Source organism: Aquirufa sp., from assembly GCF_964796385.1.
The window spans coordinates 195433-218246 of record NZ_CBAUBA010000001.1; the positions used below are offsets into that span (position 1 = coordinate 195433).

21 protein-coding genes and 1 tRNA gene are annotated in these 22814 nt (G+C 39.1%); 3 read left to right on the forward strand and 19 right to left on the reverse strand.

What is annotated here, in order from left to right; all coding sequences use genetic code 11:
• Window positions 1-83 precede the first annotated feature (83 nt).
• The 14 genes from AC1W6K_RS00940 to AC1W6K_RS01005 all read right to left on the reverse strand — a co-directional run bounded on the left by AC1W6K_RS00940 (window position 84) and on the right by AC1W6K_RS01005 (window position 15333).
• Window positions 84-848 (reverse strand): hypothetical protein, encoded by a 765-nt coding sequence (locus AC1W6K_RS00940; protein WP_481946098.1) that lies wholly within the window; start codon window positions 846-848, stop codon window positions 84-86.
• 33 nt (window positions 849-881) lie between these two features.
• Entirely contained in the window at window positions 882-1661 is a 780-nt protein-coding gene (locus AC1W6K_RS00945; RefSeq protein WP_481946099.1) for a hypothetical protein, read from the reverse strand.
• A gap of 362 nt (window positions 1662-2023) precedes the next feature.
• On the reverse strand, window positions 2024-2464 hold the full coding sequence (locus AC1W6K_RS00950) for a DinB family protein (protein WP_481946100.1): 441 nt from the start codon (window positions 2462-2464) through the stop codon (window positions 2024-2026).
• A gap of 144 nt (window positions 2465-2608) precedes the next feature.
• Complete coding sequence (locus tag AC1W6K_RS00955; RefSeq protein WP_481946101.1) at window positions 2609-2971, reverse strand: hypothetical protein; 363 nt, start codon at window positions 2969-2971, stop codon at window positions 2609-2611.
• 561 nt (window positions 2972-3532) lie between these two features.
• Window positions 3533-6874 carry a GH92 family glycosyl hydrolase gene (locus tag AC1W6K_RS00960; RefSeq protein WP_481946102.1) on the reverse strand — a complete coding sequence of 1114 codons (3342 nt, stop codon included), beginning with the start codon at window positions 6872-6874 and terminating at the stop codon, window positions 3533-3535.
• 485 nt (window positions 6875-7359) lie between these two features.
• On the reverse strand, window positions 7360-8664 hold the full coding sequence (locus tag AC1W6K_RS00965; protein ID WP_481718975.1) for an enolase C-terminal domain-like protein: 1305 nt from the start codon (window positions 8662-8664) through the stop codon (window positions 7360-7362).
• 2 nt (window positions 8665-8666) lie between these two features.
• Window positions 8667-9527, reverse strand: coding sequence for an NAD(P)-dependent oxidoreductase (locus tag AC1W6K_RS00970; RefSeq protein ID WP_481946103.1), 861 nt, complete (start codon window positions 9525-9527; stop codon window positions 8667-8669).
• Window positions 9528-9534: 7 nt separating this feature from the next.
• Window positions 9535-10983, reverse strand: a complete 1449-nt coding sequence (locus tag AC1W6K_RS00975) for a GntP family permease (protein ID WP_481718973.1) — start codon at window positions 10981-10983, stop codon at window positions 9535-9537.
• A complete protein-coding gene (locus AC1W6K_RS00980; protein ID WP_481718972.1) occupies window positions 10980-11753 on the reverse strand; it encodes an HpcH/HpaI aldolase family protein in 774 nt (257 codons plus the stop codon). Before AC1W6K_RS00980 ends, AC1W6K_RS00975 begins: the two co-directional genes overlap by 4 nt.
• Before the next feature lie 286 nt (window positions 11754-12039).
• A complete protein-coding gene (locus AC1W6K_RS00985; RefSeq protein WP_481946104.1) occupies window positions 12040-13362 on the reverse strand; it encodes an N-acetylmuramoyl-L-alanine amidase in 1323 nt (440 codons plus the stop codon).
• A gap of 149 nt (window positions 13363-13511) precedes the next feature.
• Window positions 13512-13874 carry a BlaI/MecI/CopY family transcriptional regulator gene (locus tag AC1W6K_RS00990; RefSeq protein WP_481718970.1) on the reverse strand — a complete coding sequence of 121 codons (363 nt, stop codon included), beginning with the start codon at window positions 13872-13874 and terminating at the stop codon, window positions 13512-13514.
• A 400-nt stretch (window positions 13875-14274) separates the two neighbouring features.
• Window positions 14275-14682 carry a hypothetical protein gene (locus AC1W6K_RS00995; protein WP_481946105.1) on the reverse strand — a complete coding sequence of 136 codons (408 nt, stop codon included), beginning with the start codon at window positions 14680-14682 and terminating at the stop codon, window positions 14275-14277.
• A gap of 370 nt (window positions 14683-15052) precedes the next feature.
• On the reverse strand, window positions 15053-15244 hold the full coding sequence (locus AC1W6K_RS01000; RefSeq protein WP_481946106.1) for a DUF3703 domain-containing protein: 192 nt from the start codon (window positions 15242-15244) through the stop codon (window positions 15053-15055).
• Window positions 15232-15333 (reverse strand): DUF3703 domain-containing protein, encoded by a 102-nt coding sequence (locus tag AC1W6K_RS01005; protein ID WP_481946107.1) that lies wholly within the window; start codon window positions 15331-15333, stop codon window positions 15232-15234. Before AC1W6K_RS01005 ends, AC1W6K_RS01000 begins: the two co-directional genes overlap by 13 nt.
• A 211-nt stretch (window positions 15334-15544) precedes the next feature.
• On the opposite strand from AC1W6K_RS01005, the gene AC1W6K_RS01010 reads away from it, so the two are divergent.
• Together AC1W6K_RS01010 and AC1W6K_RS01015 are read left to right on the forward strand one after the other, a co-directional pair.
• Window positions 15545-16201 (forward strand): fibrobacter succinogenes major paralogous domain-containing protein, encoded by a 657-nt coding sequence (locus tag AC1W6K_RS01010; RefSeq protein WP_481946108.1) that lies wholly within the window; start codon window positions 15545-15547, stop codon window positions 16199-16201.
• A 61-nt stretch (window positions 16202-16262) separates the two neighbouring features.
• Window positions 16263-16514, forward strand: a complete 252-nt coding sequence (locus AC1W6K_RS01015; protein ID WP_481946109.1) for a hypothetical protein — start codon at window positions 16263-16265, stop codon at window positions 16512-16514.
• Here AC1W6K_RS01015 and AC1W6K_RS01020 read toward each other — a convergent pair.
• The 4 genes from AC1W6K_RS01020 to AC1W6K_RS01035 all read right to left on the reverse strand — a co-directional run bounded on the left by AC1W6K_RS01020 (window position 16477) and on the right by AC1W6K_RS01035 (window position 20342).
• A tRNA-Asn gene (locus AC1W6K_RS01020) sits at window positions 16477-16553 on the reverse strand. The genes AC1W6K_RS01015 and AC1W6K_RS01020 overlap by 38 nt on opposite strands.
• A 76-nt stretch (window positions 16554-16629) precedes the next feature.
• On the reverse strand, window positions 16630-18009 hold the full coding sequence (locus AC1W6K_RS01025; RefSeq protein WP_481946110.1) for an efflux RND transporter periplasmic adaptor subunit: 1380 nt from the start codon (window positions 18007-18009) through the stop codon (window positions 16630-16632).
• Window positions 18010-18126: 117 nt separating this feature from the next.
• Window positions 18127-19581 (reverse strand): TolC family protein, encoded by a 1455-nt coding sequence (locus tag AC1W6K_RS01030; RefSeq protein ID WP_481946111.1) that lies wholly within the window; start codon window positions 19579-19581, stop codon window positions 18127-18129.
• A 92-nt stretch (window positions 19582-19673) separates the two neighbouring features.
• On the reverse strand, window positions 19674-20342 hold the full coding sequence (locus AC1W6K_RS01035; RefSeq protein ID WP_481946112.1) for a M15 family metallopeptidase: 669 nt from the start codon (window positions 20340-20342) through the stop codon (window positions 19674-19676).
• Between the two features lie 46 nt (window positions 20343-20388).
• Here AC1W6K_RS01035 and AC1W6K_RS01040 point away from each other — a divergent pair, with 46 nt between their 5' ends.
• Window positions 20389-21624 carry a nucleoside recognition domain-containing protein gene (locus AC1W6K_RS01040; protein WP_481946113.1) on the forward strand — a complete coding sequence of 412 codons (1236 nt, stop codon included), beginning with the start codon at window positions 20389-20391 and terminating at the stop codon, window positions 21622-21624.
• Between the two features lies 1 nt (window position 21625).
• Here the strand turns inward: AC1W6K_RS01040 and AC1W6K_RS01045 are convergent.
• Window positions 21626-22814, reverse strand: a 1189-nt coding sequence (locus AC1W6K_RS01045; protein ID WP_481946114.1) for a capsule assembly Wzi family protein, incomplete at its 5' end; no start/stop codon positions are given.

Genomic DNA, 22814 nt, shown 5'->3' on the forward strand with positions numbered 1-22814 from the left:
TTAAACGAAAAAAGAGGCCAGTATGACCTCTTTTTTCGTTTATCCCTTAAAATTTGATACCTGTTTCCAGGGGCCATTAAAAATTATTTGGCAGCAGTTGTATAGGATAATACCTTAAGTATTTGTTGGTGCGTAAATCCATTAGGATCATATTGAGTCATTTTAGACTTGTCCAGCATTTCCTTAGGTAATGGGAAGCCAATTCTATATTTCATTAAATCGTTCATCGACTTAAATACGTCCCAAGTCATAATCGTCGTATTTCCTAAACTCGTACCTGAGGTTAGGCGTCTGGCAACTCCCCAACCGCCCATATTCAATTTTGCCATATTGTCTTTAAAGAATGGCTTCCAAAGTGCTTTATTTTCTGAAATAAAACCAGTTATATTCGCTGGCCGACCATAATTAAATTGTACATATTCTCCTGCTCCTGGTAAATCATCTTCTGTCACGAAAACATTTCGCTCGTCTTTTGTCCATTTGAATGACGTAGTTAGAAGCGCGAGGTCATCCTGCTCTGATTTGCTGAGAACTTTTGCGTTATTAGTCCACCAAGCAAATTTTGGATCTAATAATTTATCGATGTTATCCGCACTTTGAGCAAAAACATAGTTAAACCCATTTTCATCATCCACGCCATCCATTTTGACAACTTGTAAAAAAATCCATCCCGACAAATCTCCACTATTTACAGATGCTTGTGCCACTTTGGATTGTATCATCTGGACTTTTTCAAAATTTTGAAGGTTCCCTTCCACGCGTACAGAATGTATAGAGTAAACACGTTGCGCTTGTGCAACATTGATCGAAATTAATACGATCGCTAGTAATGATAAGATCTTTTTCATTTTTGACTTTTTAGATTTTTTAGCTATTTAATATTAATTATTTTTTTCTCTCACTTCTACTTTCCAAATATCTGTTCTTACCATCGTTCTTGCAGTCGCTGGTATTGGAGTTTTAGGAAATAGTTTTTTGTATGTCGACATATATTCATCCACAGTTATACTATACGATTTATCCCAATCTTTAAACAGGTTTCCGGTAACATAATTGTATTCTGATCCTTCGGCCAAAGGGACAATTAGTCGATTAAAATACCAGGCTGTTCTATTCCCATTTTTAATAAACTCTTGATGAATGGGCTGATACACTTCCTTTTCTTGTCTTTCATATTCCCCATCTTTCCCAGGAAGAGATTTCATAAAATTGACCTCCATGTATTCCCCCTCACCGCGTAGCGCAGTAACATTCGTGTAGATCTCCGTTTTTACCGGTACGCGTAATGAGGTATACATATTGGCCATGCCTGTTAAGGTTTTTTCATCCATACTTGGAAAGGCTTTTTTCATAAAGTCTGCGGTATTCGTTTTTGAAAAATCATTGATGGAATTAGCCGACTGGATAGACACTAGGTCATAGTTAGGATTCCCCGAACTTGTCAAAACACTGTAAAGTGTCATACTAGATACATCGCCTTGTTTGATTTTTTCCTTCCAAATCTTCGACGCATACGTCTTAATTAAGCTGATATACTCCGCCGATTTACCTCTGTCGGCCTTGTAATAGTTTACTAAATAAAATGTTTGCTTTGTACTTGTTTGAGCAAATGTAAAGAACACGCTCATTAGCAAGCAAGTGGTGATAATTAGTTTTTTCATAGGTATTTGAGTTTATTTTTTCCTACTCATAAGGCTTTTCGGTTACGCTCCGTTTTTTATTGTGGGAGCTAATCTCCACAGGTATCTTTTCTAAACTAATAAATATTCTTGAATTAATTATAATACATCGCCAGGCTTTACAATTATTTAATTTTACTTGATAAAAGTGGGGTAGATGGCACTACTCTGTAAAAGAGGAGATAGAAAGATCAAAAAATGCCCCCATTTCAAGAAATTGGACGCGGTTTTTAAACAAAAAAAAGAGGTCGAAATGACCTCTTTTTGATTTTTATTGCCCTTACAGACGATAGATACAATGAAATGACTGTGTATTTGACCATCAGGAAATTATGCGTTAAAAATTAGTTTAACCCTTTCTTGATTGTAAGCCCAATTTGGCCCGAATGATAGGAATTATGATATAGAATGTGGGCAAACAATTTTGCTTTGGACACCGCTCCAAAAAATGGCGTTTCAATTATTTCTGACCATCCAGCGTTTGAGGTGCTTTCTATAATGTCATCTAGCATTTTATACCCTTTTTCTATTATTTTTTTACTTTCCTCAAAATCTTTGCCTTGACCCTGATCTAGTTGACCCATTGTGGTATTTTGAATCTCACTAGGAATCCCGAAAAAATAACCGAATAGTAGCATTGTCTCACCCATATGCCTGTAAATAAATCCCACAGAAGAAGTTTGTTTATTTAATTTTTTAGAACTATTCTCTTTATCTATCATATCCAATGAAAAACTACAAGAGAGAATATTTTGTGCCAAAAGGTCTTTGAAGATTTCTTTCACAACTTTAATACTATTGAGTTTGATTTTTATGCAAATAAAAAGGTTATACAATAAAAGTATACGCTTTTAGCTTTTTTATCTGCTCCACTTATATACGAAAGTTACAACCATAATGCGACGATTGAATAGGTGACTATCTGGAAATTAAAGGGATAATTTTTGCGCTGATATGATTTTCCAAACGCTAAATGAATGAAATAATGCAATAAAAAGATTACTTATAATGACGGGATTTGTAATGGTTCCAACCATAATTGGACTTAATAATTTATATAATATTTGAACAGATAAAAGCGCCATAACAAACTTTGGGTCAAATTTGAATAGCAGTAGAGCTGAGAAAATGAAAATTGCTAAATAAATAGACAGTAAAATTCCTCGTGCTGGAGTTTCAATTCCGTATGAATCAACGGCCCAATTGGCCTTTAGAAGTATCCCTAAACAAACAGGAATTAATACGAGAATATTAAGTACTAGCGATATTTTGGGGAATAGCATTGTATTCATTTTTATTCCGTTGAGATTAAAGAATTGAATTTCCTTCAATTTTACATACAGGACTTAATTACATCTCTAAAAATCAAGAGGAGAAACAAAAGCAAGCCAACGATTACTTCATTTCGATACTTTTTAAAGAATTGAGATAGCCTATCCATAATACATAAAAGATTACACGATAAAAATAAAACTTTTTATCATTTCGGAACTTGAAATAAGAAATGATAAAAAACCCTCCCGCAAAAAATTTCAAAAAAATATAGTTGAGGTTGTAGAAATAATTTAAACCCGATTTGAACCAAATTCAGGGGTATATTCGTTAAGATTTACGTTATAAGCCAAGCGCCATTAGAAAACCGGCATTGCATCACTCAAAGTTATGTTGTAGAGTTGCAGCTTTTACGAAAAAAGCCGTAAAGGGGCAACCTTCAAACGCCCAGCCAAAATTCGGAGTTTTATACGCGATATTTTTTTATTTGTGCAGAATCATCCATAAAAAAATGATACATATCCGTTTGATCAAATAATTTGAGTGGTAAATCAGCAGGGCTATTTTTAAATTGATGTGCATTATTGACCAAAGTTCTTATTCGGATTAGGACCTAAAATATACCTAATTTTTCCTCCTTTAATTAGGTCAGGGTGTGAAATCCAAGATTTTATCGGCTTGCCATTGAAACTCGCCTGCTGGATATACATATTGTCCTGAGAATTATTTTTAGTCTCAATTGAAATTGTTTTTCCAGGATAAAAATCGGGGTTAAGTTTAATTTCAATTTTATCGAAAATAGGACTGCTTAAATCGTAATAGGGCGTATTAGCCACTCCGCCATCCATACTAAATATGCCTATTTTCATCAAAACAGCTAATGAACCCATGAGCCCTTGGTCCTCATCTCCACTATATCCATAATTGGGCGAAAGGCCTGAATATACTTTTTCGATGACCTTACGGGTCCATTTTTGGGTCAACCAAGGAGCACCGATTTGATTGAAAATATAGCTCGTTTGAATGGAGGGCTGGTTTCCAAAGTTTAAATAAACTCGGCGATTTTCCTCCTGTGTTTCCGTATCATGAGATTTTCCACTAACAAAATCATGCACAGAAGCCTTTTCAAAAGACTCATTTAATTTTGCCACCGCTTTATCTTTTCCTCCCATCAAGCTGGCTAATCCCTTTAAATCATGTGGGACAAACCAAGTCCATTGAGCTGCATTTCCTTCTTCCCAACCATGGTCATAACGTAAAATATCCACTGATTTCTCCCAATTCCCATCTAAATTTTTGATCCACATCCAACCTATTTCTGGATTCCATATATTTTTATAATTCTGCGAACGCTTTATGAACAATTGATAATCATCTGTTTTTCCTAAGGCCTTTGACATTTGGGCTAAAGAGAAATCCTGATAGGCATATTCAAGTGTTTGCGCAGATCCGTCCAAGTGAAAACCATATCGGATATTACTGATGGGATGAGGCACATAGCCGCGCTCCATATAATACTCAATCCCACCGCCCTTAAAAGTCTTGTGTTCATAGCCTGCCTTGCTCATCATACCTCCAGGAAAATGATTTTTACGCATGCCTTCATAAGCCTTTTGTATATCAAAACCACGAATCCCTTTTTGGTATGCACTTACAATAAATGGAGTCGAAGATGCTCCCGTCATTACATACGTATAATTTCCACCCGCGGGACCTCTCGGAATTAGCCCTCCGTCATCATACATCATCAACATCGAATTTATGAACGATTCGGTCACCTCAGGATAAACCAAATGCCACAAGGTATTTATCGTCCATTGCGCTCCCCACATGGCATCAAAATTATGGTGATTAAATTTCGGTTGGCCATTAGCCTTCAAAGGAATTTGACCCGTGCGTGGCTTTTCCCCTGTCATGTCCAAATATTTTCCATTAACATCGCTGACAATCCTTCTCCCTTGCAAAGCATGAAACAAGTCCGTGTAAAATCTTTTCTTTGCCACTTCATCCTTGCCTTCCACCTGAATACGACCTAGCCATTCATTCCATTCAGATTTACTTTCTTCCACAACACGGTCAAAATCCCAATGAGGAATTTCCGTTTTCAGGTTTAAAGCTGCTTGCTCTGTACTCACATACGAAATAGCAACTTTCATCAAACGATCTTCGTTTTTTTCCGTTGGGAAGTTCACGTAAACCCCTATTTTCTCCCCTTCAATCTCGTTTGAAAAAGCCTCTAATTTCCCTTTTCGCCATGCGGCAATTTTAGTAAATGGCTTGTCAAATTCGACCACAAAATAGACAGGCAAAATTTTTGGTCGGCGTACCGCAGGCGACATGATGGCATAGCCTTCAATTCGATGATCTCCCACCTGCTTAACATACGCACTTTGGGTATCTGAAGGTCCTAAAAACGTAGCAAAATCAAACAATATTTGACTTTGCTCAGACTTTGGATACGTATATTTATGAAATCCCACACGAGTAGTGGCCGTCAACTGCGCTTTAATTTTATACGATTCTAGATAAACTTCATGATAACCAGGTTTAGTTATTTCCTTGGCATGCGAAAAAGTGGATCCATATTTACCTGAACCCAATTGGCCTTTAAATTCCCCTGTAGTAGGTAATACAGGGACCCCTGATAATTGCCAACCGTGAATATGGCTAAAGCATTTGATGCTATCTGATTTATATCGATATCCCGCTCCCCAGTCACTTTGAACACCATTATCAGGACTTAGATTGACCATACCAAAAGGCCGACTAGTCGAGTTAAAGAAAAACCAGCGAGAATTAGATGAATCTAAAAATGGATCTACCAAATCAGATAATGAGAATTTATCATGACTTAGAACACTTACTTTTTTCGCTAAATCTAAATAAGAAATATCTTTAAAGGCTTTAAAACCTTCCAACAAGATTTCTTCTGAATCGGCCCAATGAATTTCAGTAATTTGCTGGTATGGCCACACCTTATCTTTTTTGATATAAGGAATTAAAAAATCCAAACATTTCTTAATTGTCGCACCCTCAGGTGTTTGATAATGCCATAAGTCAACCTTCAATTTTTGCGCAAATTCGGCTAGATAAAAGAAGCCTCGCAGATTCATTAAAGAATAACCAAAAGACTTAGTTCTGGCCAATTCATGCGGTTGAGATCCGTCGGGCTTCAACTGTGATGCCATCCGAGATTTGGTAATTTCTAATTGGCGCCTTGCCAACTCATTTTGGCCCAAAAACATAGCAAAATTGATAATTTGAACATCATAATAAGTGCCATGGTTGTTATGCTCATCAGCTTCATCCTTGCCAATGGGACTTTCAATAAGCCAAGTCAAAAAGTCTTTAAACCAGATTTTCAATGCTTGATGATCAGATTTACGCCATTGCGTAGAGGCTTGTAATTTCTCTGCAGCGTCCGTGATTTTAATCAGAAACCGGGTTTCAATGATACCAATTCCACGACCTGTATTAATACCTGGAATTCCTTGGCTAAAATTCAAATTTGGATTCTGTTTTGTTTTTGGATCTATAAACCAAGTCTTAATTAATTTAGAGGCAAAGGCAGCATATTTTTCATTTTTAGTTTTTTGAAATGCTTGTGTCAATAATTCCACATCGTCTATCAATTCATCCATTTCATCCGAATCAGTGATTCCCTTTATTTCAGGATTTTTAACGCCATCTTTTCGGATGTACGGTTTTCCATCTGGTTTACTTGGATCTGGCCACCAATAAGGTCCTTGGCTCATATAATCATGCTTATCTCCACTAGGTGGAATTTGAGTTTTATGCATAACGGAATAAAGCTTTTGTAAAGCAATGAGGCGATCTGCCTTTTTTATTAGCTCGGAATTATCTTTTGCCTCCAGAGAAATGAACGATGAAGTAAAGAATAAGAGTAGTAAATAATTTTTCATACGAGTAAATCAGGTAAACCTGAAAGTAAATTAGGGATGATTTATAGTGATTTATAATTATTCTGTAATTAATTAAAAAAATAGTAGCTGTTTAAAATCAACCAAAAAAATTAGACCACAAACTTTATATTTTAATTAAAGAAACACCACTTTTCCCTTAAATCTAGCAATATGAAAATCTAAAAATTCTTTTTTTTCTAATGTGCGTACATTCTTTGCTACACAGTACCTAAAAACATTTATAATGGAAATAAAAATAGAACTGAATGAGATTTAAAGTTATTGGGGGAAAAATAATGTGGTGTGATCTTCATTATTATTTGATGAGTAAATGTATTCATTATGACACTATCCAATTAACTGTGTAAGTAGAAAAGGGGGTTCAGATTTTCGCTTCAATTCAAATATTGCGTTTTATCTTCAGTAAATAAACTCGAATTTAAGTTTAAATTAACGAAGCCGCGTATCATTATATACCATTTACATTACCAACGAACAGCCTTAAAAGTCCAATCAGGATGAACTTTTTGCATTTCAATTTCATCGTTTCGCTTAGTCAGGCCACAGGCTAAATAGTTTTGATGTAAGGCCGCCAAGGCCACTCGATCTAATTCTACCCCTAGGCCAGGCTCACCGGGTACTTCGACCGAGCCATCCTCAAATTTCATTCGACCACCTATAATAATTTCATCTGATTGCCATGGATAATGGGTATCTAACGCATAGGTCATTTTGGGTAATGCCGCTCCAAGGTGCACCATGGCAGCCAATGAAATCCCTAAATGACTATTTGAATGCATCGACAAATCTCTGCCAAATGTTCCACAAATACCTGTCAAAGTCATTGATGCCCGTAATCCACCCCAAAAATGGTGGTCGCTCAAAATAATATCTTCGGCGCCAATTTCAATACTTTTAGGAATTTCAGCAAAGGAGGTCGTGCACATATTAGTGGCCAAAGGTGTTTTCAAAGCCTTGCGAACTTGTGCCATATTTTCTTGCCCACGGACAGGATCCTCTAAATATTCTAAATACGGTTCCATTTCTTTGCCATATTTTATGGCAGTTTCAACGGTCCAAAGTGCATTTGGATCAATTCTTAAGGGATATTTTTCGCCAAATGCTTTGTGTAAAGCGATTACCGCATCTACTTCCTGTCGCGGCTCAAAAACTCCCCCTTTTAACTTGATGGACTGAAATCCAAATTCCTTACACATCGCCTTGGCTTGTGCGACAATCTCCTCTGGGTTTAGCGCACTTTTTTGTCGGGCTGCGTCCCAACCTATCGCTTTGGGATTTGTATCAAATCCCCATTCCCCTCCTGCACCTTCATACTTATAAAATAAATAAGCAGAAAAAGGAACGCGGTCGCGCATCTTTCCCCCCAACAAATCAACAATGGGTTTACCCGTTACCTTCCCCATGATATCCATGCAAGCCACTTCCACAGCACTAAAAATATGTACTAATTTTCTTTGATCCCACGGAGTTAGACCTCGGTCAGCGACCGAATCTGTACCAAAAGCTCGTTCTAAAATATGCCTAATTTGATTTAATTGGAATACATCCTGGCCAATCAAAAGTTTTTTTGATTCTTCCAAAGCCGCATCAATATCCTTCGTTCCTGGTATTTCACTAATACCGGAAATATTATCTTCCGTTACAATTTCTAAAACGGTTCTTAAAGCATAAGGAGCATGTAAGCCTGCTGCATTCAATAAAGGTGGGTCAACAATCGCAATAGGAGTTATGTGGATTTCCTTAATGCGGGGACCGGCGATATAAGTCATATTTATTTTTCTAATAGTAATACCAATGAACTGTGATCCAGCTCTCCATTCCCCATTTCTACAGCCTTACTCATTTGTTGGGCCACTTGAGCAGTTCCAATTAAATCAACATTTAATGCATTTCCTGTCTCCAAAGCAATATTCATATCTTTCTTGTGTAATTTTATTTTGAAACCTGGCTTGAAATTTCGATCGATGATTCGTTGGCCATGTAAGTCCAAAATGCGACTTTGGGCAAATCCCCCCAACAATACTTCGCGCATTTTTTCTAAATCTACACCCGCTTGATTTGCTAAGGTAAATGCTTCTGAAACGGCTTGAATCGTCATGCCAACAATCATTTGGTTACAAGCTTTTGTAATTTGTCCAGCGCCTGCTACCCCTATATGAACTATATTTTTTCCCATGGCTTGAAAAATAGGCAATGCCTGATTGAATGCCTTGCTAGAACCGCCAACCATAATTGAAAGCGTAGCCACCTCAGCACCCACTTGGCCACCTGAAACGGGAGCGTCCAAAGCTTCCACACCATATTTAGCCAAATCACTATGAATTTTCTTGGTTGTCAAGGGGGAGATCGTCGACATGTCTACGAAGATTTGCCCACTTTTCATATGACGGATAATTCCATCGTCCCCATACAAAACGGCCTCTACCTCAGGAGAATCTGGTAACATCGTAATGACGAGGTCAACGGATTGTACCAATATAGAGGGAGAAGCACAAAGTTTAGCTCCTGCTAATTTTACTTCACTGGCGGCAGCACTTTTTTCAAGAACAAACACTGAAAAGTCTGCTTTCAGTAAATTTAAAACCATGGGTTTTCCCATAATTCCCAAACCAATAAATCCAATATTTTTCATATGTTAATTAAATTAAGGGGAACAGCTTTGCCCCAATTAAAATGACTACTAAACCGGTTAATCCCATTACTACTAAAAGTGGTGAAATAGTCTTAAGAGCTTCCTTTTCTGTCAGGTCACTCAATTTGCAAAATATCCAAAACCCTGCATCATTCATCCATGGAACTAATTTAGATCCACAACCAATCGCTAATCCAATATAAACGGGATTAAATGCTAAGTGTGCCTGCCCCGCCATCCCGGACAAAATTCCCGAAGCGGTAATCAATGCGACTGTGGCTGAACCTTGTGCTGTTCGAACAACTGCAGCAATAAAAAAAGCCATGGGAATTAATGCCATTTGGTACCCAGCAGTCAATTCCGCTATCTTAGCACTAATACCCGTTTGTTGGAGTATCCCCCCAAAGGCGCCGCCAGCAGCCGTAATTAATATGATACCACCCCCACTCATTAATGCTGTCTGCACAAAAGGGCTCAAATTTTGTCCCTGATCCTTTTTATTTTTGGCCATAACCCATAATGCCGCAACCCCACCTAAAATGATGGCAATATTTTTGTCTCCCAAAAATTTAATGATAGCAGCAAATTGATTAAATGTGCCTCCTATTTCAATGACATTGCTTCCTTTTAAAAAATTTGACATAGCAGTATCCAAACAAATAAGGACCAGTGGAATCATAACCGGCAATAAAGAGACTCCTAATCCAGGTAAACTTTGATCTTCTTTGGCCGAAATTTCTTTAAGATCTTCCAATTTTGCATCGACTGAATCCCTTAATTCAATCGGCCATTTTTTATTGGCCCAAACAGAAAAAATATAGCCGGCTGATACGGTGAAAAAACCTACTACTAATCCACATCCCATCATTAGACCGATAGGTATGTGCATTTCGCCGATTAAGAAAAGTGGTCCTGGCGCGGGGGGAACCAAAGAATTAGCCATAGCCGCACCCGACATGATGCACAATATCAATAATAAATAGTTTTTACCTATCCGCAAAGTCATGGCTTTGGCCAAAGGAATCATTAAAAATATAACGGTGTCAAAAAACACCGGGATTCCCAAAAAGAAGCTCCCAAAAAGAAAGGCGAAAGGCGCTTTTCCCACACCTGTAAACTTTAAAAGAGATCGAATGATTCGCTCTGCCGCGCCGGACTCCAACATACATTTTCCGATGATGGCAGCTATGGCAATTAAAATACCAATTTTGGCACACGTATTCCCAAACTCTGTGGCAATCCGTTCGCCAACACTTTTTTTAGAAAATGATAAGGCCGCCGCCGCGTCCATTCCTTTCGACAAGCCAAATTGCTCTAAAATAATCGCTGGCGTTAAAATGGCGACAACAAACGCGCCTAATAATAGGGCTAAAAATGGATGTAATTTTAATCCTATAATACCCCCTACGACTAAAACTATTCCGATGGCCAATAAAATAATGGGGTCCAAAATCATAATTGCTGTGTTCTAAGTATTGCTAATTTTTCCGCCATGTTTTTTGCTCCATCCGCTACAAAAGTAGCATCGGCCCCACAAGCAATAAAACGAATTCCCATTTGATGGTATTTGGTGTATTCTTCTGGATTAAAAAATAAAATACCCGTAGCTTTACCAGCTTTATTTGCTGCCTTAATGGTTTTTTCAACAGCTGCTAAAAATTCGGGATGATTGAATTGGCCAAAAATTCCCAGCTCCATCGATAAGTCTGCTGGCCCAATAAATAAGACGTCTACCCCGTCTAAATTTGCAATTTCATCTACATGATTTAAGGCTTCTTTTGTCTCTATCTGAACGATTCCTAAAATATTTTCTTGAGCGTTTTCGTAATAGCTTTGAAAGTTTTGCGCAAACTGTGTAGCCCGGACCATTTTGGCTACACCTCGCTGTCCCATAGGCGGATAGTACAAGCCATTAACTACTTTTTTAGCTTCCGTTAAATTATTTATTTTGGGGCACATGACACCTTCTGCTCCCATATCTAAAACACGATGAATTCGCTGGGGCTCGGCACTCTCTGCTCGAACAATGATTCCAGCGGATGTGTGTTGGAGCCCTTGCATCTGCCCCAAAGCCTCTTTTTCTGAACCAGCTCCATGCTCTAGATCAATTAAAACCCAATCAAAACCAGACAAACCTACAATCTCTGCGGTTAATGAGCTACCTAGGTTGAGCCAACATCCATGTAGGGTTTCTCCATTTTTTAATCGACTTTTAAGTTTTTTCATAGGTTTAAATAGAATATTTGAAGATGCAAAATAGTTATTTTGCTCAATTTATTTTACTCATTTCTATTGTTCGAGTGAGGTATTTTATATTATTAGCTTATCCGAAAACGCGTCGATTCAATATAACAAAGTCAAAGAGATTGACAGATTTGATTATTGGTTTTGACCAAATAAGTTCGTAAACTTCTCTACCGGGTATGCTCCTTTAAAGGGTGGAATGTTACAGCCATTTTCATTGTTTAAACCAATTAAAGGACACTTAATGTAATTTGGAGGACGTTTTACTTTATTTTTTATTCGACAAATATGAAGAAATGCCATCTAAAATCATGATTGCGATTTTATCCTCATTTGAATTAACAATTTTCAAATCTTTTGAATTACTAATATATCCACATTCAAAAAATACCGACGGCATTTTGGTATTTTCAATTACCCAAATTCCTTTTTCACCGCTATTGACCAATTTACTTTCTGTAAATAAACTACTTGTTGCCGCTAAGATTTTCTTGGCTAACATGTTACTTTCTTGCACATATTCATTCTTTTTAAATGGTACATAACATGCGGTTCCCGTACCCAATTGAGTAACATCGCTATTCATATGAATTGATATAAACATGTTCGCATTGGCCGCATTAGCGAAATTAGTCCTTTCCGATAGTTTAACTGACTTATCAGAATCTCTTGATAATAAAATATCAATATTGGGATTATTATTTAATGATTTTACTTTTAGAGCAATATCTAAGGCTAAATCCTTTTCACGAGTTCCGTCTGAAGCGGTTGCACCAAGGTCATTTCCACCGTGGCCAGCATCAATAATTATTGTATATTTTTTGTCTAATTTGGTCATTGGTCTTGAATCATCGGAACCATTTCTAAAGGCAAATAATAATACTGTTGCAGCCATAATTGGCAAAATAGTTAATCTTCTAAGATAACTAAATTTAGTGTTTGGGGATTTTGAAAACATTTGGACTCGACGTTTAATTGGTGAAAAGAAAAATGAGTTAGTTAGTATATGATTTTGTGCCGGATATGCTGATGTTAATAGTAATTCTGCCAAAACTCCGGCATCTTGATTTTGTATCGATTTTTGGTCTGCAATGAATTCATGTATTAGATACAATTCATTTTTTATCAACCAAGTAAATGGATTAAACCACCCAACCACCAATTGCAATTCAATCCATAATTTATCAAATGAATGATGCTCCTCAACATGAACAATTTCGTGAGCGAGTATCTTCTTTCCAATCTCACTTGTTAAATCAATTGAGGTATTCCAAAAAATATACTTAAAAAATGAAAATGGTGCTCCTTTAATATTGGTTAAGACTAAAAACATACCTGTTAATTCTTTCAAAGGGTATTGCTTTATTAATTTTCTAATGTTCATTAAAGATTTTATTAGCCTCGCCAACAAAATGACAGAAATTGATATTCCGAATATTAATACAAGATTATCCCATGAAAAATGGACACTTTTGTCAATAACGTCTTGTTCTATTGCGGTATTAGTGGCAGCAATAATATTTGCAACATGAACCACTTTAGGTGCTTCAACAAGTTGTTCTGCAATTATTTCAATTTTAATCAATGGCATTAACCATGAAAGTACTGAGCAACCTAATAAGTAAAACCTGTTGTATTGGTGAAAATTATTGTTTCTTAATACAAACCAATAGTATGAGTAAAGTATTGTACTACAAAGGATAACTTTCAATACATAAAATAGCATGGGTATCATACTTGTTATTTTTTGTTTTTTATCTGCTGAAGTAATAATTCTAAATCAGCGACCTTTAAATCTTCTTGTTTTACCATAAAGGAAACTACATCCGAAAAAGAGCCCTCAAAATATCCCTCAACCAATGTTTTAATACTTGATGAAGAATATTCTTCCTTACTTATTACCGATGCGTAGCAATGAACTCTGCCATGTACTTCATGAGAGATGTATCCTTTATCCATTAAGATTTTTATGATTGTCGCTATTGTATTACTATGCGGCTTGGGTTCCGGCATCGCATCAACCAGGTCTTTCAGGTAAGCGGTGCCTAACTTCCAAAGCACTTGCATTACCTGTTCTTCAGCTTTAGTTAATGGTTTATTCATTCTTTCTGTTTTATGAAAACAAAGCTACAACTAATTTTTTAGTTTAACAACTAACTTTTTAGTTTTATAAATTGTGTGTTCTCGACTTTAGGTATTTGTGCGTATTAAGAAACCTCAAAAGGAGAAACGAAAAAAAAGATGCCCATCTTCATCTTTCACGAAAACTTTCTATTTGAAAATCAAAAAGTTGCAACCACAAAAATGTCTGTTTAGAGAAAGATATGAAGGTTTTTAAACAAAAAAGAGGTCGAAAATGACCTCTTTTTGATTTGTGCTCCACTTACAGACGAAAGATGCAACTATTATGTGATGATTGAGTATGTGACTATTAAAAAATTAAAGGGTTAAACTTCGAACAAAACAACTTGCAGGCTTATGGGAAAAGCATAAAACCCTATTTTCAGTTTTTACTTTCTTTTTCAATTTGTTTCAGTATAAATTCTTGGCCAAATGTGAGTTTCTTGGCCAATGCACTTTTCGGTTCAATAACTCTCCAAAAAGGTGTGATTTCTCCTATTGGTTTTCCACTTTGTAATTTTTCATAGTTAGCTTCTGCCACAATTCTCAAAAATATTCCTGTAGTTACAGGACAAGTATAATCGGCATTATGCTCTATAGCCAGGTCTTTTCGTAATGTTTTTATGTCTATCCTCTTTCCAATTCCAATTTGTTGAATGTACTCATCTACAAGTTTTGGCGTGGCAATAAACATATTACTTCCTGCTGGAATATCAGCAAAGTCAATGTCAATTCGTTTAATTTTTGGCTCTTTCTTTTCGTTTAATTTTTCTAGCCAAGGCTTTCTCATTGATATATTTTTAATTGTATTTTAAAAAATACAAAAATAATAAAAAGATGCAGCTAAAATGTGATGATTGAGTATGTAATAATCAGAAAAATGAAAGGATGAACTTCCTACAATTTTAAAAAAAGGACTTGATTACATCTCTAAAAAAAAGAGAAACACAAGTATGCCCACTATGAATTCATTTCGGCACTTTTTAAGGACTTAGTTAGCTTATTTATAAAAAAAGGTTACACTATAAAAGTATAACCTTTTTACCATTATTGCTCCCCCTTTTGACGAAAGATGCAGCTATAATGCGATGATTGAGTATGTAACTATCCGAAGAATGAAAGGTTGAACTTCGTGTAAAATTAAAGGAGGTAAAAATTGGTTATTTATTTTCCTCAATTATTTTTTTTAATTCCTCTGGTATCTTCATGCTTTTAAGTGGTGGCACATTTGAGCCGCAAGTATTACCAACTGGAATTTCGATAACAAAAGATTTAATACCACCTAGAAGTAAGCGGGGGATTTGACCAATGATTTCTCTTTTATCGTGAATCCGAATAATTACATTTTCCAAAGAACCAACGTCTGAGGATATGGATAAGGTTGGCCAAGGATATGGGCACACTCAAGATGATGATAACAGCTTGACCTAAAATCGTTCACTTTGAAATAGTTACCCGCAATTTCTACCTCTTTAATAAAAAAAGGGTTAGCCTATCAGGCATTGTTGTATGTATTTTCATACGGTCTCTTTTTAATGCAAAAAAAATTACACTGGTATATACGATAATAACAAAAAAAAAAAGAAATTTAAAAAGGTGAAACCCGAAAAGCCTTCTAAACAGAGTAGGGAACAATTTAAATACAAATAAAAATGAAAAAAGTAAGTTTAATAGTAGGTGCAGTTGTGATGACTGCAATGATGCTAAGCTTTAGTGGTAGCGGTGCATCAACAGAAGAAGTAACCATCGGTAAACAAGTATGGATGACCAAAAACCTCAACGTGGACAAATTCCGCAATGGTGACCCCATTCCTGAAGCGAAAACAGTTGAAGAGTGGGTAGAAGCAGGTAGAAACAAACAACCTGCTTGGTGTTATTACAACAACAACCCAGACAATGGAGACCGTTATGGGAAGCTATACAATTGGTATGCTGTGAATGATCCAAGAGGATTAGCACCTAAAGGTTGGAAAATACCATCTAGTGGGGATTGGAGTCTTTTAATAGACTTTTTAAGTGGCGAAAGTGTAGCAGGAAAAAAAATGAAAAGCAACAGCGGATGGGAAAAAGATGGTAACGGAACCAACGAAAGCGGTTTCTCAGGTCTTCCGGGCGGTGCCCGTGGCTACGATGGTACCTCTAGGTCTTGGGCGTTCGGCTACGTTGGTGAGTACGGTTACTGGTGGAGTTCTACGGAGTTCAGTACGAGCAATGCCTGGGCCCGCTACCTGGATTACGGCAATGGCAATGTAAAAGAGTTCCAATACAGTAAGGTAGGAGGGGCCTCTGTTCGTTGCCTCAGGGATTAATTTATTTGATTCATTTGAGGAGACCACACCATTCAAATACTACATCAGTAATCATGTACCCATGATGGAGAACCTTTTAGAGTTCTATCAGAACAGTGATGGTAAGACGAAAAAGAAGATACTTAGCTGCATCTTTTCAGAAAAAATCCATTTTGACGAAAATAAAGTTGCAGCTATTTCTTTTCACAAACCGATTGAGGTTTTACTCAACGCCAGTAAGGTTTTACAGAGGAATAAAAAAGAAAAGGAGGTCAAAAAAGACCTCCTTCCCATTGTGGCTCCCTCTCCTGGGCTCGAACCAGGGACCCCATGATTAACAGTCATGTGCTCTAACCAACTGAGCTAAGAAGGAATACTGTTCCTATTGGGACTGCAAAAATAGGGGGCTAAATCAATATATGCAAGGTAGCCCCCTGTTTTTTTTGATTTTATTTGTCGGCCTTCTTCTTTTCTTCCTTCTTCTTCACCAAGTCCCCCGCATTAAGCTTCTTAGCTACCGTCGCATAAGGACCCGAAATGATCTGTTGGCCAACCTTCAGACCCGAAACAATTTCAATCTGCTCAAAATCCGAAATTCCCGTCTTCACCTCAACCTGCTTCACCTTACCTTTTTCCTCCACAAACACTACCTCTCGAATGTTTTCCTTGCGTTTACGAGCCGTATTCACATCATTCTGAGTCGTCACTGCCGCGCCACCCTCGGAGGACTTTTCGCCTTCCGCCTTTTTCTCAGCACCAAGCTCGCGAGTCGTTACTGACGCCAAAGGCACTGTCAATATATTCGACTTACGATTCGTTAAAATCTCTACAGAGGCCGTCATTCCCGGTTTCAGCGGATACGATAATTTGCCTTGAATCAAATCCGCATACGAACTACGTAACACACGAATCTTTACCTCAAACTCCGTCACCGCATCATTCGATACCGAAGCAGCCGTTCCCGATGAGTTTGCCGAACTTGCCACTTCATAAACGACACCCATAAACTTGCGATCAGAAGACGAAAATGCATCCACATCAATCATCACCGTATCACCCAAACTCACCCGCGTAATGTCATTCTCATTAACATTAACCCGAACCTCCATATTATTCAAATTCGCAATACGCAACATCTCCGTTCCCGCCATCTGCGAAGTTCCTACCACACGCTCACCAAGCTCCACATTCAGCTTCGAAATAATCCCACTCTGAGGTGCGTAAATTGTAGTTTTTGTCAAATTGGTTTTGGCCTCTTTAAAAGCCGCCTCCGCTGATTTGACATTAAAATTAGCCGCCTTCACATTGGCTTTCGCTGCTTCTAAATCTTGTTTGGCAACGATATAGGCGGACTGGAACTGATCGAAGTCTGAATCCGAAATTACCTTGTCCCTATGCAAACGATCATTCCGATCAAAGTCAATCTTTGCCTTACTTAAACGCGCCTCACTCTGCGCCAATACCGCCTTGCTCTGCTCCGAACCCGCCTTCTGCGCATTCACTTGGGCTTCCGCACGCGCCAATAAAGACACATAATTATCGGGGCGAATCTTCAATATTTCCTGACCAACAACCACCGAGTCCCCCTCAGCAACCGTCAAAGAGACAATCTCCCCCGATACATCCGGCGACACCTTCACCTCAACCTCCGGCTGAATTTTTCCCGATGCAGAAACCTTCTCCACAATTGTCCCACGCACCACCTGAGCAAACTCTACCTCCATAGGCTCCACCTTACCAATCCACTCCATCTTCTTCGCAAGACCCAAGCCCCCGAAAATTAACACCACCGCAGCTCCGATGATATACCATGTTTTTTTACCTTTCATAAGCTTAATTGTTATTCAGTTAATAGTCCGGAGTCATAAGTCCGGAGTCCGAAGGGTTACCATTCTTGGCCCCTAAATTATGTTTAATTCTAACGTCTAGCGTCCAATGTCTAACGTCTAAAATGTTAGGCTCTTTCCTTGATAAAAATCTAAAATCTTCGTCCGAAATACGTAGTCATATTTAACCTGTACCAAACTCAAACGCGCCTTATCCAAATTCGTCTTCTGTAAATTATAGTTGACAAAGTCAATCGTTCCCGCCGAAAACCGACTCTCCGACGCACGAAAGCTTTCTTCCAATGCAGACACTTGTACCGCACCCGCCTCATAACGCTTCGCCGCATTCAACATATTCACATACGCCTGCTCAATGTTTTGACGCAATGTCAAACGCGCCCGATCCGCCTCAATCTCCGCATTCCGCTGCTGCAAGCCCGCCTGCAAAACCCGCGTCCGATTTGCATACTTAGCGAAAATTGGAATATTCAAATTCAAAGAAACCACCTTGTTTTGCGTATTATTCAACTGATCAAAATAACCCACCGTAGCCCCAGAACCAAATTTTGGCTGTACTGTAGATACCGGATACGACTGCCCTCCAATCGATACCGAACCCAAATTAACGGTCTGGGTGCCCAACAACTCAACCGTGCGCAATGCATTTGATTGGTTGGCCGACCAACTTCCATTTAATGACAAAATAGGCAAACGAAAAGCCTTCGCCACCGAAACACTGCGCGACGCACTCTGTACCCGAAAATCAGCGGCACGTACCAAAGGCTGTAACGTAACCGCTTTCGCATATATGTCATTCAGCGAAACCTCATACCCCTTCGAAGAAGGGACCGGAACCTGTATCCGAGCCAAATCAAATGCCTGAATGCTCGAATCGTTTAACAACTGCAAGAGCGTTAACTTATTAATGTCCAACGTACTTTGAAACGAAACTACATTTGATTCCTCATTCGCCAATTGTGCCTTCAAATCCAATAAACTCGTGATCGATAAGGACCCCGCATTCACCAATTTCTGCGTACGATCTATTTGTAACTTGGTGATTTGAGATTGAGTATTGGCGATTGCCAACTGGTCTTCCGCATTCAAAATAGCCAAATACGCCAGCACCACCTGCAACGAAATGTTCTCCCGAATCGATGCCAAATCCTCCTGAGTCGCCTTCAACGTAAACTCATTTTGAGCAATCGTATTTTTAAGTGCCCCACCATTAAATAGCGTCAGGTTTGAATTCAAACCAACATTATTGAAGTTGATGTTCCGCGAATCAAATCCGTTCGTAAATGGATTTAACGAACGACCAAAACTCGCTGCCTGATTAACATTTCCACCCAACGAAGGCAATTGATTAAAGCGCGATTGCTGATACGTCAGCTCCGCATTCTTTAAACTTACTTCAAACGATTTAACGTTTAAATTATGCAATAAAGCAATCTCGACCGCTTGTGTCAATGACAAATGCACCACCTGTGCATTCCCTTGAATCGCCGTTTGCGCAAATCCCCCAAAGGACCCAAGCAACACCGAAACAAGCATGATGTATTTTCTAGTACGCATCTTTTTCAATTAAGTTTGCAAATTTAGCTAAAAGCTTTTTGGCAAAAAGTGATTTTTGGATAAACGGCAAGAGCTACGGATAAACCGATTATTTACCGCACCACCTGGTAGCGACGCTTCGCCTCGCTTCTTGAGAAAGCATTAAAATGCCACCACTCAAACTCAATCCGCATAAAACCCGCAGATACCATGGCCTCCCGCAAGATAAGCCGATTTTGATACGCCTTTTGGCTTAGTTTGCCAGACGCCAAAAGCTCCTTTTCGCGAGATGGATACGCCAACTCACCAAAAAAATCATACGGCGTACCCATATCTAGCGCTTTGCCTGACACATCAGCGACAGTTAGATCAATCGCCGAACCATAGTTGTGAATGGAATGCTCGCGCGGATCAGCCACATATTTTTGCCGCTCACTAGGTGGATATTTCGTTAAGGTATTCCACAATTCCCACTGCTTAGACAGCGGACGCGCCGCATCGTAAATCAACAAGCGATACCCTGGATGGGCTTTGGATAAGTGCGCTTGCGCGCGTTTTAATTTCGTAACCACCTCTGGCTGCAAAAAGGCCTGTTTTAGACATCCATATACGTCCTTACCCATAAAATTATCGGTCGTCGCATATTTTAATTCCACCAACACCTCCGGAATGTGTGCCCGAACTTCAAGCAAGCCCTGCTTTTGCATTTCCTGCTCAAGTGAGCAAGGAATTTGACCAAATACTCGAACCGACAACAAGCATAGAACCCAGAATAGACGCATAAGAACCAAAGATTTTCCCTAAATTTAGCCAAATTTCCTTGACCCTATGGCATTAAATTGGATTTGGTTTCTATTCTTCGGTGTAGCGTTTGTTGTTGCGCTTATTCAATTCGTCTTTTTTGGCAATGCTGATATCTTCAAAATTCTAGTAGATGGCATGTTTGATTCGGCCGAAATCGCCGTTATGAAAATCGCACTTCCACTCGCCGGCGTCATGACCTTTTTCATGGGTATTTTACAAGTAGGTGAGCGGGCAGGTGCCATCCAATTTCTTGCGCGCCGCATCGGTCCTTTCTTTACCCGCCTCTTTCCTGAAATCCCTAAAGATCATCCCGTTCACGGTCAAATGATTATGAATTTTTCGGCCAATTTACTAGGCTTAGATAACGCGGCCACACCTTTTGGGCTAAAAGCCATGCAAAGTTTACAGGAAATTAATCCGGTCAAAGAAACAGCTTCGAACGCACAAATCATGTTCTTAGTGCTACACTCGGCGGGACCCGTTTTAATTCCCTTGAGCATCATGGCGCAACGCGCTATTTACGGAGCCCAAGATGCCTCCGATATCTTTATTCCGTGCCTGATGGCAACCTATGCTACCACAATAACTGGCCTAATCATCGTAGCCATAAAACAAAAAATCAACCTATTCGAACCCGTACTCCTGACCTGGCTAGCGGGAATAACCGGACTCTTAGGCGGTATCTTGTGGTACTTCAGTTCCCTACCGAAAGAAGCCATCGAAATGCAATCCAAAGTGATTTCAAACGGTATTTTATACTTATTAATCTTCTCATTCATCGCCGCAGCCATGCGTAAGAAAATTGACATTTTTGGTACGTTTGTCGAGGGTGCCAAAGGCGGTTTCGAAACCTCCGTAAAAATTATTCCCTACCTCGTGGGGATGTTGGTGGCCATTTCATGCTTACGCAATTCAGGCGTTTTAGGCTTTATTGTAGATGGAATCAAATATCTAGTGGACATGTCGGGCATCGACAACCGTTGGGTAGATGCAATGCCCACAGCGCTATTACACCCTGTTAGTGGCAGTGGTTCGCGCGCCATGATGATTGACACGATGAAAACCTTCGGATCGGATTCGTTTGTTGGCCGTCTCTCTTGCGTATTCCAAGGTTCCGCTGAAACGGTTTTGTATGTAGTTGCTTTGTACTTTGGATCCGTGCAGGTACGCAATATTCGATACACGCTTTGGGCTGGATTAGCCGCAGATTTTGTGGGAATTGTCACCGCGATACTGGTGAGCTACTTGTTTTTTGGGTAAGCTAAGGTAGCGGTAAGGCCAATGTGACGTTGCCGCCTACCACGTCTTTCTTCCATGAGCCGGTATCAAAACCTAGGTTCGCTTTCAAGAAAGCGTCTTGGCCCATGACTTGGATTGGGCGCGACCAAAAGAGGCCAACAGCATATTGCCGTTTTACGGGAACGAATTCGCTACCAAACCAACCGATCGCATTCGACATTGAACCGCGAAAAGTCACCGAATTCTGTCCAAACACTCCTTCAATACCGATATAATACGCCTCTACGCGGTTGTTATCATAATAGACATTCTTCGTGGGCGACAAATCTGTCTCTGAATCTAAAGTCAACATCGGTGATCCTATACCCTTACCGAAATAGGTCCAGCCGGAATTATATACTCCGTTATTCAGATAATTGTCAAAACCCCGCAAAACACTGGAGTTAGTAAACACATTTCCGCCTTGAGATGCCGTATTTAAATACTCCACAACAACTCTTACGATACCTTTTTTGGACGAACGTGCATACGAGATTCCGTGCAACCCGTCGGTGATATTATTTAAATAATACAGGGATCCATCTTCGTAGATGGATTGACGATACATGAGTAATTTACCAATAGGCAAATCCACTTCCATACCCAAATCAACGGTACCCAAATGATTGCCTAAACGATTCCAACCATCATTAACACCATAGGTTGCGGTATCTCCGCCTTCCTTGACGCGGTTGATACTTTGGCCTGTAATCATGTATAAATATTCCTTGGTACCGGTCGCGATACGTCCATTTTTAGCAGAAATATTATATGGGTCCGCATATTTCAAAACGCCACCCCACTGCACTTGGTGGTTGAATCCACCATAGAATTTAAACATCCAGCTAGGCTTACCTAGTCGGCCATAAAATGATTTTTGATGCAAATAAAAGTCGCGCACATCTGCCCGACTATTCTCAAACCAGCCGTGAGAATAGTTTCCTTTAAAGCCTACGACATCCTTTAGAAACGCGGGTGCCCAGAAATTCTTGACAACTAAATTGATGGATGGCATCGGTAGCGCATTTCCCGACCAGATATAAGACCCCGAGCTAAGTGTCGAGTCCATTAAACCTTGCAATTGGCGCTTGCGTCCAAGCTGCATTTCAAATATACCATAGCGTCCCGTCACATACGCTTCCTGAATCATCGGATCCGCCTTCGTTTCGGCC

Bases quoted from the DNA above. Each gene is read 5' to 3' on its own strand.
- AC1W6K_RS00945 (WP_481946099.1), bottom strand. From the start codon at position 1,661: ATGAAAAAACTAATTATCACCACTTGCTTGCTAATGAGCGTGTTCTTT.
- AC1W6K_RS01025 (WP_481946110.1), bottom strand. From the start codon at position 18,009: ATGAAAGGTAAAAAAACATGGTATATCATCGGAGCTGCGGTGGTGTTA.
- AC1W6K_RS00980 (WP_481718972.1), bottom strand. From the start codon at position 11,753: ATGAAAAAACTTAAAAGTCGATTAAAAAATGGAGAAACCCTACATGGA.
- AC1W6K_RS01010 (WP_481946108.1), top strand. From the start codon at position 15,545: ATGAAAAAAGTAAGTTTAATAGTAGGTGCAGTTGTGATGACTGCAATG.
- AC1W6K_RS00985 (WP_481946104.1), bottom strand. From the start codon at position 13,362: ATGCCATTGATTAAAATTGAAATAATTGCAGAACAACTTGTTGAAGCA.
- AC1W6K_RS01015 (WP_481946109.1), top strand. From the start codon at position 16,263: ATGATGGAGAACCTTTTAGAGTTCTATCAGAACAGTGATGGTAAGACG.
- AC1W6K_RS00965 (WP_481718975.1), bottom strand. From the start codon at position 8,664: ATGACTTATATCGCCGGTCCCCGCATTAAGGAAATCCACATAACTCCT.
- AC1W6K_RS00960 (WP_481946102.1), bottom strand. From the start codon at position 6,874: ATGAAAAATTATTTACTACTCTTATTCTTTACTTCATCGTTCATTTCT.
- AC1W6K_RS01035 (WP_481946112.1), bottom strand. From the start codon at position 20,342: ATGCGTCTATTCTGGGTTCTATGCTTGTTGTCGGTTCGAGTATTTGGT.
- AC1W6K_RS00990 (WP_481718970.1), bottom strand. From the start codon at position 13,874: ATGAATAAACCATTAACTAAAGCTGAAGAACAGGTAATGCAAGTGCTT.
- AC1W6K_RS00975 (WP_481718973.1), bottom strand. From the start codon at position 10,983: ATGATTTTGGACCCCATTATTTTATTGGCCATCGGAATAGTTTTAGTC.
- AC1W6K_RS01040 (WP_481946113.1), top strand. From the start codon at position 20,389: ATGGCATTAAATTGGATTTGGTTTCTATTCTTCGGTGTAGCGTTTGTT.
- AC1W6K_RS00940 (WP_481946098.1), bottom strand. From the start codon at position 848: ATGAAAAAGATCTTATCATTACTAGCGATCGTATTAATTTCGATCAAT.
- AC1W6K_RS01030 (WP_481946111.1), bottom strand. From the start codon at position 19,581: ATGCGTACTAGAAAATACATCATGCTTGTTTCGGTGTTGCTTGGGTCC.
- AC1W6K_RS00995 (WP_481946105.1), bottom strand. From the start codon at position 14,682: ATGAGAAAGCCTTGGCTAGAAAAATTAAACGAAAAGAAAGAGCCAAAA.
- AC1W6K_RS00955 (WP_481946101.1), bottom strand. From the start codon at position 2,971: ATGAATACAATGCTATTCCCCAAAATATCGCTAGTACTTAATATTCTC.
- AC1W6K_RS00970 (WP_481946103.1), bottom strand. From the start codon at position 9,527: ATGAAAAATATTGGATTTATTGGTTTGGGAATTATGGGAAAACCCATG.